Annotated in this window: 17 protein-coding genes; 7 read left to right on the plus strand and 10 right to left on the minus strand. The window is 70.8% G+C overall.

What is annotated here, in order from left to right:
* Positions 1-37 precede the first annotated feature (37 nt).
* Positions 38-940, plus strand: a complete 903-nt coding sequence (locus ACQ3HE_RS09335; protein ID WP_430892393.1) for a serine hydrolase domain-containing protein — start codon at positions 38-40, stop codon at positions 938-940.
* A gap of 19 nt (positions 941-959) precedes the next feature.
* On the opposite strand, the gene ACQ3HE_RS09340 is transcribed toward ACQ3HE_RS09335, so the two are convergent.
* On the minus strand, positions 960-1,217 hold the full coding sequence (locus ACQ3HE_RS09340; RefSeq protein ID WP_430892395.1) for a hypothetical protein: 258 nt from the start codon (positions 1,215-1,217) through the stop codon (positions 960-962).
* A 372-nt stretch (positions 1,218-1,589) separates the two neighbouring features.
* Here ACQ3HE_RS09340 and ACQ3HE_RS09345 point away from each other — a divergent pair, with 372 nt between their 5' ends.
* Both ACQ3HE_RS09345 and ACQ3HE_RS09350 read left to right on the plus strand, forming a co-directional pair.
* Positions 1,590-2,864 carry an MFS transporter gene (locus ACQ3HE_RS09345; protein ID WP_430892396.1) on the plus strand — a complete coding sequence of 425 codons (1,275 nt, stop codon included), beginning with the start codon at positions 1,590-1,592 and terminating at the stop codon, positions 2,862-2,864.
* A gap of 151 nt (positions 2,865-3,015) precedes the next feature.
* Positions 3,016-4,689, plus strand: coding sequence for a RecQ family ATP-dependent DNA helicase (locus ACQ3HE_RS09350; RefSeq protein WP_430892398.1), 1,674 nt, complete (start codon positions 3,016-3,018; stop codon positions 4,687-4,689).
* Here ACQ3HE_RS09350 and ACQ3HE_RS09355 read toward each other — a convergent pair.
* The 8 genes from ACQ3HE_RS09355 to ACQ3HE_RS09390 all read right to left on the minus strand — a co-directional run bounded on the left by ACQ3HE_RS09355 (position 4,639) and on the right by ACQ3HE_RS09390 (position 10,535).
* Positions 4,639-5,301, minus strand: a complete 663-nt coding sequence (locus ACQ3HE_RS09355) for an HAD-IA family hydrolase (RefSeq protein WP_430892400.1) — start codon at positions 5,299-5,301, stop codon at positions 4,639-4,641. The genes ACQ3HE_RS09350 and ACQ3HE_RS09355 overlap by 51 nt on opposite strands.
* Entirely contained in the window at positions 5,298-5,783 is a 486-nt protein-coding gene (locus ACQ3HE_RS09360) for an NUDIX domain-containing protein (RefSeq protein WP_236555338.1), read from the minus strand. Before ACQ3HE_RS09360 ends, ACQ3HE_RS09355 begins: the two co-directional genes overlap by 4 nt.
* A 36-nt stretch (positions 5,784-5,819) precedes the next feature.
* Positions 5,820-6,341, minus strand: coding sequence for an ASCH domain-containing protein (locus ACQ3HE_RS09365; RefSeq protein WP_430892401.1), 522 nt, complete (start codon positions 6,339-6,341; stop codon positions 5,820-5,822).
* A 45-nt stretch (positions 6,342-6,386) separates the two neighbouring features.
* Positions 6,387-6,956 (minus strand): hypothetical protein, encoded by a 570-nt coding sequence (locus ACQ3HE_RS09370; protein WP_430892403.1) that lies wholly within the window; start codon positions 6,954-6,956, stop codon positions 6,387-6,389.
* A gap of 16 nt (positions 6,957-6,972) precedes the next feature.
* Entirely contained in the window at positions 6,973-8,133 is a 1,161-nt protein-coding gene (locus ACQ3HE_RS09375; RefSeq protein ID WP_430892404.1) for a hypothetical protein, read from the minus strand.
* Between the two features lie 45 nt (positions 8,134-8,178).
* The gene (locus tag ACQ3HE_RS09380) at positions 8,179-9,075 is read right to left on the minus strand and encodes an oxidoreductase (RefSeq protein WP_430892405.1); all 897 of its coding nucleotides are present in this window, start codon (positions 9,073-9,075) and stop codon (positions 8,179-8,181) included.
* On the minus strand, positions 9,072-10,268 hold the full coding sequence (locus tag ACQ3HE_RS09385) for a M20/M25/M40 family metallo-hydrolase (RefSeq protein ID WP_430892407.1): 1,197 nt from the start codon (positions 10,266-10,268) through the stop codon (positions 9,072-9,074). The genes ACQ3HE_RS09380 and ACQ3HE_RS09385 overlap by 4 nt, the downstream gene beginning before the upstream one ends.
* 120 nt (positions 10,269-10,388) lie before the next feature.
* Positions 10,389-10,535 carry a hypothetical protein gene (locus ACQ3HE_RS09390; protein WP_157579891.1) on the minus strand — a complete coding sequence of 49 codons (147 nt, stop codon included), beginning with the start codon at positions 10,533-10,535 and terminating at the stop codon, positions 10,389-10,391.
* Between the two features lie 100 nt (positions 10,536-10,635).
* Between ACQ3HE_RS09390 and ACQ3HE_RS09395 the strand changes: the two genes are divergently transcribed.
* Together ACQ3HE_RS09395 and ACQ3HE_RS09400 are read left to right on the plus strand one after the other, a co-directional pair.
* The gene (locus ACQ3HE_RS09395; protein WP_064295072.1) at positions 10,636-10,863 is read left to right on the plus strand and encodes an RNA-binding S4 domain-containing protein; all 228 of its coding nucleotides are present in this window, start codon (positions 10,636-10,638) and stop codon (positions 10,861-10,863) included.
* A gap of 19 nt (positions 10,864-10,882) precedes the next feature.
* Entirely contained in the window at positions 10,883-11,740 is an 858-nt protein-coding gene (locus ACQ3HE_RS09400) for an SDR family oxidoreductase (RefSeq protein WP_430892409.1), read from the plus strand.
* Positions 11,741-11,786: 46 nt separating this feature from the next.
* Here ACQ3HE_RS09400 and ACQ3HE_RS09405 read toward each other — a convergent pair whose 3' ends face one another.
* On the minus strand, positions 11,787-12,056 hold the full coding sequence (locus tag ACQ3HE_RS09405; RefSeq protein WP_159877155.1) for a hypothetical protein: 270 nt from the start codon (positions 12,054-12,056) through the stop codon (positions 11,787-11,789).
* Between the two features lie 194 nt (positions 12,057-12,250).
* On the opposite strand from ACQ3HE_RS09405, the gene ACQ3HE_RS09410 reads away from it, so the two are divergent.
* Positions 12,251-12,433 carry a hypothetical protein gene (locus ACQ3HE_RS09410; protein ID WP_430892411.1) on the plus strand — a complete coding sequence of 61 codons (183 nt, stop codon included), beginning with the start codon at positions 12,251-12,253 and terminating at the stop codon, positions 12,431-12,433.
* Positions 12,430-15,405: a helix-turn-helix transcriptional regulator gene (locus ACQ3HE_RS09415; RefSeq protein ID WP_430892413.1), complete on the plus strand. Its 2,976-nt coding sequence runs from the start codon at positions 12,430-12,432 to the stop codon at positions 15,403-15,405. The genes ACQ3HE_RS09410 and ACQ3HE_RS09415 overlap by 4 nt, the downstream gene beginning before the upstream one ends.
* The last annotated feature ends 87 nt before the right edge of the window (positions 15,406-15,492 follow it).

Here is a 15,492-nt window from a genome sequence, read left to right on the forward strand (position 1 = left end):
GTAGGTGCCGGGGACGACCGTCGGGCAGACTGGACCGGTGACCAGATCCGACCCGATCCGAGCCGACACCACCCGAGCAGCCCTCCTCCGCGATCGCATCGTCCAGCAGGTCGCCGAGCAGGGCTTCGGCGCGCACGGCCTGCACGTGCTCGCCGGTGACGACGAGGCCGAGCATCGCTGGACCGAGGACGTCCGTGAGGACATCCACTCCGCGGCGAAGGGCGTCTGTGTGCTCGCCGCCGGCCTCGCCATCGACGACGGCCTCATCACGATGGACACCATGCTTGGCGCCGTGTTCCCTGAAGCCGACTTCGGCGACGGCACCGCCGACGTCACCCTCCGGCACCTGTTGAACATGACGAGCGGCGTCGACCTCCCCTGGTCGCCGACCCTGCTGTCCGACTGGCCGGACCTGACCCTCGAGTTCCTGAGCAGGCCGTCCCGTGGTCGCGTTTTCCAGTACTCGAACGCCAGCACCTACACGGCGATGCGCGCACTCGAGACCCGGGTCGGCGACGTCGGCGACTACCTCGAGCAGCGACTCCTCGCACCACTCGGCATCCACGACGCGCCCTGGGAGCGGTGCCCCCGCGGATTCATCGCGGCCGGCGGAGGGCTGCAGCTCCGCACCACGGAACTCGCACGCATCGGCCGCCTCATCCGCGACCGCGGCCGGTGGGCGGGCGAGCAGCTCCTGTCACCGGAGTGGATCAACGCCATGCACACCGACTGGGTGCCCTCCGGAACCGGCGCCGGGTACGAGCGGTATGCGCTCGCCGGATGGGATGGTCCGGGCGCGGCCTGGCGACTCCACGGTGCCTACGGGCAGCTCGTCGTCTTCGCCGGCGACGCCGTGGTCACCATCACGGCCGAGGACCATGAGGGGGCCGACCGCATCGCGGCCTCCGTGTCCTCGCTCCTCACCGACACCGCGGACTGAGCCCGCCTGCGGGCGCGGGTCAGCTTCCTGCGCGGAGCACTCCCGCCGCCGCTTCGACAGTCGAGACGAACGTGGCGCCGACGCTTCGGTGCCCGGACCGGATCTCCTGCTGCGGAGCGTCGGAGAGCACGACCACGTCGATGTCGAGGATTCGACAGACACGCGCCTTGTACGCGATGTCGACGCGGTCCCCAACTCGCGGGCACAAGACGACCGCGCTCGGCGGGAAGCGTTCGTTTGTGAGCATCTCGCCCCAGGACGACGCCGCGATCGTCACCTGCAGATCAGGCGCGTGGGAGTCGAGCCACGACACGGCAGACGCGCGGGCGCGGTCGTCACTGTCCAGTACGCCGACCGTTCGCATCGATACCTCGTCACTCGTCACCGCATCCGGAGTCATACCCCGATGGTGTCGGCGCCATCCGTAAGATACCAGCGCCGGGACCACCCGCGGCGCACGGGATCCGAACCCCACCGCACCACCCACCCACGCCTGACGCGGACCGTCCACCACGGACGGCTCGCGGCGCTTGCGCCCCACAGGCCTGGCGGGCACGATGGACGGGTACCGCGGTGTCGTGGTGATCGTCGAAGCCCAGGCCGACTTGTCTGCCGACCGATCCCCCGCTCCGCCTCGGAGGCATCGTCCATGACGACTGCTCGCTCATTCCCACCTTCCATCCCCGGGCCCGTCCGCTCAGCCGCCAGCCGGTACCGCGGTGTCCTCGGCCGGGCCGGGGCGCCGCAGTTCTTCCTCGCTGCGGCCGTCGCCCGACTCGGCGTGGCCATGACCGGACTCGGGCTGCTGTTCTCGATCCAGCACGCGACGGGGTCGTTCGCGGCCGCGGGGGCGGCGACGGGGGCGTTCGCCCTCGCCGAGGCGGTGGTCGGTCCGCAGATCGCACGACTCATCGACCGGTGGGGCCAGACGGCGACCGTGCCGGTGGCCGTGCTCGTGCACGTCAGTGCAGTCGTCGTCGCGATCACCACTGCAGGACATTCACCGATCGGCATCACCCTGGCGATCGTCCTCGTCGCGGGTGCCGCGATCCCGCAGCCCGGCGCCCTGTCGGCGGCGTGCTGGTCACGGCTCCTCCTGGAGCCCGAGGCGCTCCGGACCGCCTTCTCCCTCGAGGCGAACGCGAACGACGTCGTGTTCCTGTCGGGACCAATCCTGGTGACGCTCATGAGTTCCTTGCTCGCGCCGTGGGCGGGATCCGCAGCTGCGGGGATCCTCGTGGTCACCGGCTGCGTCGCACTCTCCTTGCAACGCTCCACCGCACCGATACCGCGATGTCGACCGGAGCGCGGGGCGGGCGCCCACCGGTCCACTCTCCTCGCCCCGCCGTTCCTCGCGGCGCTCGGGGTGAACCTCGGCCTAGGCTGCTTCTTCGGCGCGGTGCCACTCCTCGTCACTGCGGCGGCGACGGCGCAGGGGCTCCAGCCGTTCAGCGGACTCGTCCTCGCGCTCTCCAGTGCCGCGAGCATCGTCGCGGGCGCGCTGTACGGGGCGCTGCGATCGACTCCACAGCCTCCGACCGTGCAGCTGATCGCGTCCGTCGTCCTCACGCTCGCCGTGCTCGTCGGCACCGTCTGGCCGACCCTGCCCGGGCTGGCGATCATGCTCCTCGTCGGCGGGACCGCGATCGCACCGCTGCTCGCCTCGTCCTCGCAGATCGTGCAGGCGACGGTCGTCCCACAGGAACTGACGCAGGGGTTCACCTGGATCAACTCCGCTTCCGCTGCAGGTATCGCGGCGAGCGCCGCGCTCACCGGTTGGCTCGTCGCACAGGGAGGCGTCGAGGCCGCGATGCCGACGCTCATGGTCCTCGTCCTGATCGCGGTCGCGTCAGCAGGGTTGGCGCACGCGCGAGCGAAAGCGGGCCGACGTCGCGAAGATGTCTCGCTCAAGCCTCACCGGTGAGGCCCGAGGACTGTCAGCTGGGGATGCGACGTCGACCGGATCCCACGCTAGAACGAGCCACCGACACCGTTCAGCTGGGATGGTGTTGCAGAGCCCGTCGCACTCGTCAAGCGGGCTCGCGAGGTCGGTGGGCGGAGGTACCGTCACGGACATGGGTTCCTCTCGCACATCCCCCGGTTCCGTCGATCGCATCGCCCGCGATGAGTTCGGATGGGAGACGTTCCTGCCAGGACAGCGGGAGGCGATCCAGTCGGCGGTCGCGGGGCGTGACACCCTGTTGGTCCTCGCCACGGGCGGCGGGAAGTCGGCGGTGTACCAGGTCGCCGGTGCTCAGCGCGGTGGCGTGACCCTGGTGATCTCGCCGCTGGTCGCGCTGCAGGCCGATCAGCTCGCCTCGATCGAAGCCGCGCCGGACGCGCCCCCGGCCGTCGCCCTCAACGCCTCCCTCGGGCAGGCGGCGGTCGCGAGCGCGTGGGAGCTCGTCGACCAGGGTGGCCCCGTGTACGTGCTGCTGGCTCCTGAGCAGCTCGCGAACGAGGAGACCGTGGACCGGCTCCGGACGGCCGGTGTCTCGCTGCTGGTCGTCGACGAGGCGCACTGTGTCTCCTCGTGGGGGACCGACTTCCGCCCCGACTACCTGCGCCTGGCCGACGTCCGCCGCGAACTCGGCGATCCACCCGTCCTCGCGATGACCGCGACCGCGTCCGGCCCTGTCCGCGCGGAGATCATCGACCGGCTGCGCATGCACGACCCGGACGTGCAGGTGCACGGCGTCGACCGGCCGGAGATCCGGCTCGTCGTCCACCGCCACGAGAGCGAAGCGGAGAAACGGGCCGCGGTCGTCGACGAAGCCCGCGCCTGGACGGCGCCCGGGCTGGTCTACGTCGCGACGCGGCGCGAGACGGAGCAGTACGCCGACGAGATCGCGGCCGAGGGCCGCCGGGTGGCCGCTTACCACGCGAGTCTGAAGAGCACCGAACGTCGTGCCGTCCACGATCGCTGGCGCGCCGGCGAACTCGACGTCGTGGTCGCGACCTCCGCGTTCGGCATGGGCATCGACCGCGCCGATGTGCGTTTCGTCCTGCACGCCACGACCACCGAGTCGCTCGACGCCTACTACCAGGAGGTGGGCCGCGCGGGACGGGACGGTGAGCCGGCGACCACCGCGCTGCACTACCGGGCGGAGGATCTCGGACTCCGCCGCTTCTTCACCAAGCGGTCGGTGTCGGAGTCGGCGTTGCGCGCCGTGTGGCGGGCAATCCGCGCGACCCCGGGCGTGACCGTCGGCGATCTCGCGGAGCAGCTCGATCGGCCGCGGCGCACGGTCGCCCGCCTGGTCAACGACCTCGCGGACGCCGGGCTCGTCGACACCGCCGACGGCGTCCGCGCCATCGACGAGGTCGGTCCGAAGCGCGCGATCGGCGCCGTTCGGGAGACGCTCGAATCACGCGAGCGGATCGCGGAGTCGCGGCTGGCCATGATGCGCGCCTACGCCGAGACGTCGCACTGCCGCCGGCGGGTCCTGCTGGAGTACTTCGGTGTCGAGGCCCCGGAGTGGTGCGGGAACTGCGACGGCTGCGAACGGCACGAAGCGCATCAGGAGCAGGAGCGGGCACAGCAGCACGCCGGGACGGACAGCGCCAGCGACGCCTCGCCGTTGCACGTCGACCAGGCGGTGCACCACGAGGAGTTCGGTCCGGGCACCGTCATGGGCGTCGAACCCGACCGCGTCACCATCTTCTTCGACGCCGAGGGATACAAGGTTGTGGCGCTCTCAGCGCTCGAGACCGGCGTCCTCTCCGCCCGCGCGCTCGCCTCGGCCTGAGCGCTCGGGCGCCTGCGCACCGCGAACCGGCACCCCCGCGTCGCGCAGGCGACCCCGAAGGGCTTCGACCGTCGTGAACCGGTGTGTGGACATCGAGAGCTGTTCTGCTCCCGCGAGTTTCGCAGGCGAGTCGTCGCTGAAGAACACGTCTTCTCCTCGTACCTGCAGAGCATCGAGCACGTGCTGGAACGCACGGACGTCGGGTTTCGCGAAGCCGATGTCCGCCGAGTTGAAGATCGCGTCGAAGTGGTCGGCGATGCCCGAGGCTGCGAGTTCAGCAGCGATGGTGTCCGTGCCGTTCGTGAGCACCGCCGTCGTCAAGCCCGCGGTTCGGATCTCGTCGGACAGCTCCAGCAGCGCGTCGTCGACCGACCACGTCTGAGCACCCCATTCCTCCGCCGCTGCCCGGTCACCGACGAGACCGCCGATCCGGCCGACCCATTCGGCTCTCGTGATCCGGCCGGTGGTGACCTCGTCGATGAGCGGCGCCGCGAAGGCGATCCCGGCGAGCACCCCAGGCTGGAGTCCGTACCTGGCCTCGATGTCGGACACCTGCGCCGGATCGAAGTGTCGGATCACGCCGTCGAGGTCGAACAGGACGACGCGGATCACGACTCGACCCGTTCCTCGCTGCCCGCCGACTCATGCCCAGGAGCGTCGGCGATGACGCGATCGATCCAGTCACGTCGCGGCAGCGTCAGGATCTCGTCCCGAGCGAACCAGCCGAGTTCGAGGAGCTCCTCGGGATCCGCGGTCGCTTCGCTGAGCAGCTCGCAGTCGTAAGCGGTGGTCACGTACCCGACGTGGTCGCCGTTCGGGTAGCGCACCATCATCGGTTCGCCGCCGTACACCCCGACGATCCCGCGGATGCGGACCCGGGCGCCGGTCTCCTCGAGGACCTCGCGCAGGAGGGCGTCGGCGGGTTCCTCACCCGGCTCGACGCCGCCGCCGATCAGGCTCCAGAGGCCGGAGTGGTGATGGCGACCGAGGAGGAACCGGTCCCCGTCCCTGATCACCGCGGTGACCCCGGGGAGCATGAGGAACCCGGTCCCGATGTGGGCGCGGATCGAGGCGACGTAGTCGGACATCGGCATGCGGGGAGTCTACGGAACCGGTCTGACCGGAACGTGTCAGTCGGCGTGCTCCGGCGGCCACACCACGGCGAAGTGTTCGAAGACGATCTCCTCGGACTCCGACCACTCCGCGCCCCGGGCCGCACTGGTCCGTTCCCAGTAGCGTCGGTGTTCGCGCTGCCAACTCTCGAGCGTGCGGTCGTCCTCACCTTCGGCGAACGCGAAGTCGGCGTCGGCACTCGTGAACGGTCCGATGCGCAGCGCGGTGCTCCGGATGATGATCTGCGGAGCCCCGGTGCTGTCGCACGCGATCCAGTGCGACCCGATCCGCGGGAGCGGGTCCCCGCGATGCGCGAACTCCGACACGAGTTCGGCGGTGGCCCGCTTCCGTCCGCTCAGGACGATGTCCAACAGCTCGTCGGCCAGCCCGGCTGTGTCGCCGAAGTGCTCGACGGTGTAGTCGGCGTCGTCCGCGCCCACGTCCCCGCCCCCGCGATACTCGGCGTACGCCTGCCACATCGTCCTCGCGGCATCGACATCGGGGGCGGTGACCGGGCTGGCGGCGTGTGCGGAGTCCATACATCCGATCGTGCCAGACCATCCGACAGACCCGTCGACCATGGCTCAGCGCAGACGGCCTCCGGTGAACGCGTTCGTCGCGGCGAGGACGGTGTCGACGGGTGTGTCGATCGCCGCTTCGCCGATCTGGAACCCGAGCTTGCCGAGCATGGAGAACGACCGCGGCGGGAGGGTCGTCGAGACGCCCGGCGACTGCGCGGTGAGACCGGGCACGAGGTGGAAGGTCAGGATCCGCCACTTGCCGCGGGAGCGGATCGAGACGCGCTCGATCGCACCCCATGGGAGGAACACCTCACCCTGCGGGATGACGCCACGAAGGCCATTCGCGTCGAGTGTGAGCACCGTACGAGCCACCGACTGCGCGCCGCGGACCGTCGCGAACTGCACCACCGCGAACAGCATGAACCACCAGACGACGCTGAAGGACACCCCGGCCAGCATGCCGAGGGCGAATCCGCCGGAGGCCGTGGTCAGCACCGCGAGGAACATCCCGAGCACCGGGATCAGCGCCGCTGCGATCAACATGAACACGAACGCCGGGCGGGTCGCCCGCTCCGTCCGGACCGGGGCGGATCCGACGACCAGCGGGGGGAATGACTGCGGCGCACCGTTCATGAGGACAGTATGCCGCTCACCGCGCGGTGAGGCCCGAGCCGTCCGCATCGGCGACGAACGAGGTGGAACCGTAGTCGTCCCCGACACTGAAGGTGATCTGCGGCGGTCCGGCCGAACGGGCGAACGTGGGGCTGTCGACGTCGGTGTCGGTCGACCGGACGACGTATGCGAGCGCGTCACCCACGGGCAGGCCGACCTGCTCTGCGCCGTCCTGCATCAACGCCCAGACGCGGTCGAGCGCGACGTCCGACCAGGAGAACTGCTCGGCCGCCGATTCGGGTTGGATGCTCGCCGCGCCGTCGTTGGTGACCTGGCCATACCGGTACTCCCACCGGTCGGTCTTCGTGTCCCCCACGGTGAGCGGCGCCTGGACGATGACGAAATCGGCGGCGACCGTGATCGACACCACACGGTCATGACCGATCGCTTCCTGGAGCGCGCGCTGCGCCTCCGCGAGCGCCTCCGGGCGACGGAGGTCGGGTCGGAGGCGTCCGTCCTCGAGGGCAGCGATCGCCTGCGCGACGGACTGGTGGTACGGCACGACCACGATGGCCGCTGCCGCGATGGCGACGATCGCGAACAGGGCGAAGCGGCCGGGACGACCGGCCCGGCCGACGCCGAGCAACGGTCCGCGTCGCCGTCCGTCGACGATGCGCCGGTGCGGCTCGACGGGGAGGAACGGGACGGACGCGCGAGCCGGCACGCGCAACCGTGAACGCTCCGCCGGAGCGAGCTCGCCGGCGTCGATGAAGGCGACCTCGGGGCCGCCGTCGAGCAGGATCGCGACATCGCGCTCGGTGCCCGGTTGGAACATCGGGATGGCGGTCAGCGGGACGACGGTGCGCATCGTGCTCGCGAACGCCGCTCCGTGAAGCGGCTGGACGGTCAGGTCGAGTTCGCACAGCGGCTGGTCGTTGATCTGGGTGCCGGTCTGACGGAGCGCATCGACGCGGGCGACCCCGAGCCGACGAGCGTCCTTGGCCTGCTGGACGGCCTGAGGCGAAGCACCGACGGCGTTCCCCACCGACCGGGCCACGAGCGTGAGCACCGAGGTCATGATGAAGACGGGGAGTGCGACACCGGCGACTGCGTACCCGACGTCGGGCGGACCGACGGTGATCACGATGACGCCGCCGAGCAGAGCACCGAGAGCCGCGAAGGCGATCAGACGAAGCATGCTTTCGACCTTATCGAAGCGCTCGATCCCACCACCGCCGGCGGTTCAGCCGGGTCCATCGCTCGCCGCGGCGAGCAACGGCACGACGACGTCGCTGATCGGCGTGGGGATGCCGTGCACGCTCCCCCGCCGCTGGATCACCGCGTTGCGGACGTCCCATTCGAGCGGTTGCCCCTGTTCGCGGTCGGCGAGGATCGACGTCCCACGGTCGACCGGAGCGGCTCGGAACTGGTCGAGGAGCCGTCGAGGTTCGTCGTCGGTCAACCGCGCACCCTCCGCGCGCGCGACGTCCGCGCACTCCTCGAGGTAGCCGAGCATCAAGCGGCCGATGTCGTCGCGCCGGTACATGCCGGATCGGCGTCCGGTCAACGCCATGAGTCCGGCGGCGGCGTTCTGCAGGAGCTTGCGCCAGGCGAGGGTCGCGAAGTCGGTCGAGACCTCGACGGTGCAGCGGGAGCCGCGCAACGCGTCCTCGACGACGATGGCACCGGGTGCCTCCGGCAGGGACAGGCGCGGCGGGCTCAGCAGGGTGACCGGGCCGCCGGGCTCACGGGTGGCCGGGAACCACACGACCGCGGGGACGACCGTTCCCGCTCGGACGAGTGGCTCCACCATCTCGCGTTGCTCGACGCCGTTCTGCAGGACGCACACGACCGTCTCCGGGCCGCACAGCGCGGCGAGCCAGTCCGCAGCGGCAGCCGTCTGGGTCGCCTTGACCGCCAGGAAGACGAGGTCCACCGGCCCCTGGGCCTCGCCCGGATCGGTGTGGACCGGCCCGGGGACCGTCACCGTCTCATCGCCGACCTGGAGCTGGAGTTCGGACCGTTCCGACCGTCCCGCGATGAACGGGGTCCGTCCCTGTTCGTGGAGCGCTGCCGCGACCACGGTGCCGATCGCGCCCGGCCCGATCACTGCGACGCGGTCGGGTCCCCCGGGCGTCACGCCTCGCTCGATCCGTGCAGGGCGACGCGGGTCGCGGCGATGACCGCTTCCGGGAACCGCCGGAGCTGGTCGAGGTCGACCCATTCCTCCGCCGCGTGCAGTCCGCCGCCGGCGGGGCCGCACACGACGGTCGGGATCCCCGCCGCCTGCCAGAGCGCCGACTCCATCCAATACGGCGCTCCGACCGCCGCCGGTGCGGCCTCGGCGTCCCGGGAGAGCTCGGCGGCGAGGACGTCGGCGAACCGCGCAGCCGCCCCGTGCTCGTCGGCCTCCCAAGCCTCACGCTGATGGGTCAGCCGAGCACCCGCGCGGAGACCAGGCGCCCGGGCGGCGACCGCGTCGAGCATCGCCTGGACCTCGACGAGGGCATCCTCCGCTCGTTCACCCGGCAGGGTGCGTCGCTCGATGACGAGGGTCGCGTCGGCGGCGATCGTGAACGGAGCACTCCCTGCCCTGGCGACCGTCGTGGTGAACGAACCGTGGTCGAGCAACGGGTGCGCCGGTCGCCGATGGAGCTCGTCGTCGGCCCGCACCACCTCCTGCAGCAGGGCGCCGAGAGCGCGGATCGCATCGACGGCCAGACCGGGCTGTGACGAGTGCGCGGCCGTCCCCTGCAGCGTCACCTCGACGACCGCGTACCCCCGGTGCGCCGCTACGCGGTCCAGCCAGGTGGGCTCGGCGATGAGGCACACGTCCGCCGCCACACCACGATCGGCGAGGTGTCGGAGGACCGCTGCCGCACCCACACTCGCGTCCTCCTCATCAGCGACACCGGTGAAGACGACCGTGCCAGGGTGGTCCGCCGCGGCCAGTCGCTCCGCGGCGACGATCAACCCCGCCAGGCCGGACTTCATGTCGCTGGCGCCGCGTCCGAACAGCTTGCCGTTCGCCACCCGCGGGTTGAAGGGGTCGACCATGCCCTCGACCCCGACGGTGTCCAGATGGCCGTTGAACACGACCGTCGGACCCGGCCGCGATCCCGCGTGCACGGCCACGACGCTGACGCGCTGCGCATCCTCCGGCGCGGGAACGAGGTCGACCACGAAGCCGGCTCCCTCGAGTCGCTGCGCGATCACCGCCGCGATCCGCCCTTCTCCGGGAGCCCCTGGGACGAGGCTCGGACTGACGGAGTCGATCGAGATGAGCAGGCGGGCGAGCTCGAGCGCGTCGTCGCCGGGGCTGAGGTCGGACATGCCACGACGATAGCGGGACGGCTCGTCACGGAGGCGCCCGAACACCAGAACAGGCGCCCGTCTCCGTGAGGGGACAGACGCCTGAGCGCATCACCGACCGCGACGGGCCGCTGATCAGGACTAGCGGTTCTTGACCCGCGTGACTGCGTCGGTGTTCTCCGAACGCGCATTGCCGGCCTTCTTGTCGGCCTTGGCGGTGCGCTTCTCCTTCAGCGTCTTCGCCGGTGCGGTCTTGCCGCCTTCTTTCCGTGCGGACTTCTCGCCCATGATGGTGCTCCTTTGCGAGTCACGGTGACCCGGTACCGCTGAGGGTACAGCCACATCCTGTCCCCGGGTCCAGCCGCCGCATCCTTGTTAGCATTCGGGGATGACGAACCCGACACAGATCACCGACGTCCCGATCGGCGGCGAGGGCATCCGACTCGGGCAGTTCCTGAAGTTCGCCGGTCTGCTCGACTCCGGCGGAGACGTGAAAGCGGCGATCGCCGACGGCGCGGTGCGGGTCAACGGCGAGATCGATCGCCGACGCGGCCGGCAGTTGCAGCTCGACGACGTCGTCTCCCTCGAGGGGCGCAGCGTCCGCGTCCGCCCCTGAGCCCGATGAGAGGAACCCTGTGAGCCCGAGCACACCCCGACCCATTGCCGTCACCGGATCGACCGGCGTCCTCGGCGGCCTGGTGGCGCACGACCTCGCCGCCCGCGGGATCCCACAACGCTTGCTGGTGCGCACGCCCTCGAAAGCACCGCAGCACCCACTCAGCACCGTGCACCGGTTCAGCTACACCGACCAGGCGGCGGCCCGCGCGGCACTCGAGGGCGTCGACACCCTGTTCATGGTGTCGGGGGCCGAGAGCGCCGACCGGGTCGACCAGCACCGGTCGTTCATCGATGCGGCCTCCGCCGCCGGCGTGCAGCACCTGGTGTACACCTCGTTCGCTGCGGCGGCACCGGATGCCGTGTTCACGCTGGCGCGCGACCACCATGCGACCGAAGAGCACATCCGAGCGTCGGGCATGCGTTGGACGTTCCTGCGCGACGGCTTCTACCTCGACTTCATGGAGGCCCTCGTGGGTGAGGACGGTGTCATCCGCGGGCCGGCCGGGGACGGTCGCGCCTCCTTCGTCGCCCGCGCCGACATCGCACGGACCGCTGCGACGATCCTCGTCGACCCGGCGTCCCACGCCGGTCGCACCTACGACCTCACCGGACCGGAGGCGCTCTCGATGGCCGAGGTCGCCGCCACGATCGGTCGCGTCCGCCATCGCGAGGTCACCTTCCACGACGAGACCATCGAGGAGGCCTACGCGTCGCGAGCCTCCTACGGCGCACCCGACTGGGAGGTCGACGCCTGGGTGAGCACGTACACGGCCATCGGCAGCGGTGTGATGGCCGAGGTGAGCTCGTCGATCGAGGACGTCACCGGTGTCCCACCGATGGACCTCGAGACCTACTTGCGGGCGAACGCCGACTGAGGACTCCCCCGTCCGACGACCGACCGGGCACGACCACCCCGCTGGATCACAGGCCGTAGAACCCCAGTTCCCAGTCGACCGCTTCCGTGGGGCTGAGGTCGACGTGCGTCAACTCGGACACGTCGTTGGTCGTGAAGTAGATCGACGTCCCAGGGCTCACGAAGACGCTCGCGAAGTCCTCGCCGACGACGTCGAGGTCGACGAAACCGCCTCCGGACAGCGCGGTGCGCTCCATCGTGTCCTTCAGGGTGGTGATGATCGTGCTCGGGTCGAGGTCGTAGACGAGCCCGCCGAGCGTGAGAGTGCTGCTTTCCATCGTGATGTCCTCAATGAGGTCATGGTGCGCGAAGGGCAACCGTACGCCATCGAGCGGTGCGAACCCGTCCTACGGCTCCACAGCGACGCGCTTCCGGCGGAACTAGGGCAGATGCCCGAGGTAGGCATGGGGCCTCAGCGAGGAACGTGAGTGGTCGAGCACGGACACCAGCACCGTGCGGCAGCGGAGGAATCATGTTGATCACGAGTGCCAGTTACAGCCCGTTCACGTCCGCCGAGACGAGACGCTTCATCGAGCAGGAACTCCAGCGGGATCTCGAGCGGGAGCGTCGCCGCCGAGAACGACCACTCGAGGAGCAGCGACAACTCGCGGAGGCCGCGGCCGATTCCGACGAGGGTGGGACCATGGAGTGGTGAGCCTGCCCACCACCAGCCCGACGATGATCGGGCGTGCCTCCGACCTCAGAGCGCTGCAGGCCGTGTTCGACGCCGTCACCGCGGGCGAGTCACGAAGTGTGGTCCTGAGCGGCGAGGCCGGCATCGGCAAGACGCGCCTGCTCACCGAGTTCACGCGGTCGGTCCGGTCGTCGGCGCTCGTCATCACGGGCCAGTGCGTGGACCTCGGTGACGTCGCCGCGCCCTACGCACCGGTCCTCGGCCTCATGAAGGACCTCGTCGCGCAGCGCGGGCGCGACGCGGTGCTTGAAGCTGCGGGCCCGGGCAAGGCCTCCCTCGCGACGCTGCTGCCGACACTCGGTCCCGACGCGGAGGATCAGCGGGAGGGCGGCGTCGGGCGGCTCCACGAGACCGTCGCCGTGCTGTTCGAAGCGCTCTCTCGCGACCAGCCCGTCGTGGTCACCGTCGAGGACGTCCACTGGGCAGACGGCGCGACGCTCAGCCTGCTCGCGTTCCTCGTCCGCGCGCTCACCTGCGATCGCGTGATGATCGTGCTCACCTTCCGGAGCGAGGACGTCTCCCGCGGACACCCGTTGCGCGGGTTCCTCGCCGAGCTCGACCGCACGAGACGCGTCGAGCGGCACAGCCTCGAACGGTTGAGCCGCAGCGACGTGCTCCGCCAGGCGATCGCCATCCGAGGCACGTCGCTCGACACGGTATCGATCGACAGCGTGTACGCGCGGAGCGAGGGCGTCCCGTTCTTCGTCGAGGAGCTGCTCGGTCTCGACCAGGACCGCGACGGCGAGGGCGACGAGCTCCCGGACACGCTCCGCGAACTCCTGCTCGCGCGCTACGAGCGCCTCGCGCCCACGACCCAACAGCTGTTGCGCGTGATCTCGGCCGGGGGCGTCTGCGTCGAGCACGCACTCCTGGAACGGGTGTTCATGGGCGGCCCTGACGCTCTCGACACCGGTGTGCGGGAGGCGATCGGGTCGAACGTCCTCGTCGCGGACGCGACCACGTACGAGTTCCGTCACGCACTGGTCCGGGAGGCGATCCACGACGACCTGCTGCCCGGCGAACGGAGCCGGTTCCATGCGGGGTTCGCCGAGGCGCTGGAGGCAGGCGTCGGTGGTGAGCCGGTCGCTGCCGCGGTGTCGCACCACTGGATGCTCGCCCGCGACTTCGGACGGGCCTTCCCCGCGACCGTCCGCGCCATGGAGCAGGCTCACGCGGCATACGCGTACAGCACGGAGTCGCAGCTCGGCGAGCGTCTCCTGGAGATCTGGGACCAGGTCCCCGATGCCGCGGCACTCGTCGGCCGCTCGCGTTCGGAGCTCATGCGACGGACGGCGAGCGCGTTGCGGAACGCCGGCTGGACGGACCGGGCGATCGCCATGGTCGACGAGGTGCTCGCGACGCCCGAGGACCGCGACGACCTCGACCAGGCCAAGCTCCTCCGTGACAAGGCCTTCTACCTCGCCAACCTCGGTCGGCCGGGCTCGGTCGATCTCCTGGAGCAGGCGCTTGACCGGGTTCCACCGGGCACCCCTGGCGATCTGCGTGGTGTCCTGCTGACGAGCCTCGGCGCTCGTCACATGATCATCGGGCGGCTGGAGCGGGCCATCGAGTACGCCGACGAGGCGGCCCGGGAGGCGGCGCGGACCGGTTCGGCGCGGAACGCCTCGGTCGCGGCGAACATCGGCGGCATCGCGCGGATCCACCACAGCGAGCTGGAAGCCGGGCGGGCGCTCCTCGCGACGGCGGAGCCACTGGCCGACGGCGACGGCAGTGCGTTGCTCCGCTACCGGGTGAACGCCTCGGACATGGCGAACCTCCTCGGATCGTACGAGGAGGCGCTCGCGTCGGCATTGGAAGGCGTCGAGCGGGCGAAGGAGCTGGGTGTCGAGCGCAGCTCGGGCCTCATCCTGTCGTCGAACGCGGTCGACCCGCTGGTGGCGCTCGGACGCTGGGACGAAGCGGAGGAGCGTGTGCATCGGGCCCTAGCACTGCAGCCGCCCCTCGCGTTCTCGGTGTACCTCCGCCAGTCGCTGATCCTGCTCACGCTCTGGCGGGGTGACACCGAGAGTGCAGCGACCATGTACCGCCGGTGGCGGAAAGGGATGCTCTCCCTGTCCGGCCTGGAGGTGCAGACGAGGTTCGGCGTCGCCCGCGTCGTGATGCAGGTCGGTTTGGCGGCCGGCGACCTCGCCGGGGCCTGGTCACCGGCGGGGGTCGGCGTATTCGACGCACCGGACCACCGCCCGATGCCGGCCTACGACCTGCCGGCGCTGGCGGACGCGGCGCGCGTCCTGGCCCGCGTCCGCGTCGCGCTGGCCACCGGCACCCTCGACGTGGAGTCCGGGCCCTTCGTCGGCGTCGACGACGATCGGCTCCGGCAGCTGGAGGAACGCTGGCGGGCACTGCTCGCCGAGGAGCGGTTCTGGCCGACCGCACCGCTGTGGAGCGCGCTGGTCGACGCCGAACTCGGCGGGCCGGACGGCACCGGTGACGACGTCGGTGCGTGGGAGGCAGCTCGCGCGATGGCCGAGCGTCCGTTCGCACCGGCCGTGCTCGCGCCCTACACGGCGCTGCGACTGGCTGAGGCGCGCGTGGCCGCCGGTGATCGCCCTGGCGCACAGGACACGCTCGTCGTCGCGGTCGCCGAGGCGACGACGCTCGGTGCCGGCCTCGTGCTCGACGGTGCGCGGGCATTGGCGGAGCGAGCGTCGCTGAACCTCGACGGCCGCCCCCGAGCGCGTGGCACGAGCGGCTCCATCGAGTTGACCGCCCGGGAGCGCCAGGTGCTGCAGCTCATCGCGGAGGGGCTCAGCAATCGACAGATCGGCGAGCGCCTGTTCATCAGCGCGAAGACCGCGAGCGTCCATGTGTCCGCCATCCTGCGGAAGCTCGGTGTGGCGACCCGGACCGAGGCCGCGATGGTCGCCGGAGCGAGCGGGTTGCTCGCGGCGAGCGCCGAACTCGCCGACTGACCGGACGCCCACCTGGCGGTGAAGTGGGTCCCGGCCGGAATCGAGGGGAAGCCGGCCGGGAACCCCGACAGGGCGAAAGGGTCCTGT

Origin of the sequence: Plantibacter auratus, assembly GCF_050587365.1 — a bacterium.
Lineage (GTDB): Bacteria > Actinomycetota > Actinomycetes > Actinomycetales > Microbacteriaceae > Plantibacter > Plantibacter auratus.

Bases quoted from the DNA above. Each gene is read 5' to 3' on its own strand.
- ACQ3HE_RS09345 (WP_430892396.1), top strand. From the start codon at position 1,590: ATGACGACTGCTCGCTCATTCCCACCTTCCATCCCCGGGCCCGTCCGC.
- ACQ3HE_RS09360 (WP_236555338.1), bottom strand. From the start codon at position 5,783: ATGCCGATGTCCGACTACGTCGCCTCGATCCGCGCCCACATCGGGACC.
- ACQ3HE_RS09370 (WP_430892403.1), bottom strand. From the start codon at position 6,956: ATGAACGGTGCGCCGCAGTCATTCCCCCCGCTGGTCGTCGGATCCGCC.
- ACQ3HE_RS09350 (WP_430892398.1), top strand. From the start codon at position 3,016: ATGGGTTCCTCTCGCACATCCCCCGGTTCCGTCGATCGCATCGCCCGC.
- ACQ3HE_RS09405 (WP_159877155.1), bottom strand. From the start codon at position 12,056: ATGGAAAGCAGCACTCTCACGCTCGGCGGGCTCGTCTACGACCTCGAC.
- ACQ3HE_RS09395 (WP_064295072.1), top strand. From the start codon at position 10,636: ATGACGAACCCGACACAGATCACCGACGTCCCGATCGGCGGCGAGGGC.
- ACQ3HE_RS09385 (WP_430892407.1), bottom strand. From the start codon at position 10,268: ATGTCCGACCTCAGCCCCGGCGACGACGCGCTCGAGCTCGCCCGCCTG.
- ACQ3HE_RS09365 (WP_430892401.1), bottom strand. From the start codon at position 6,341: ATGGACTCCGCACACGCCGCCAGCCCGGTCACCGCCCCCGATGTCGAT.
- ACQ3HE_RS09375 (WP_430892404.1), bottom strand. From the start codon at position 8,133: ATGCTTCGTCTGATCGCCTTCGCGGCTCTCGGTGCTCTGCTCGGCGGC.
- ACQ3HE_RS09410 (WP_430892411.1), top strand. From the start codon at position 12,251: ATGTTGATCACGAGTGCCAGTTACAGCCCGTTCACGTCCGCCGAGACG.
- ACQ3HE_RS09390 (WP_157579891.1), bottom strand. From the start codon at position 10,535: ATGGGCGAGAAGTCCGCACGGAAAGAAGGCGGCAAGACCGCACCGGCG.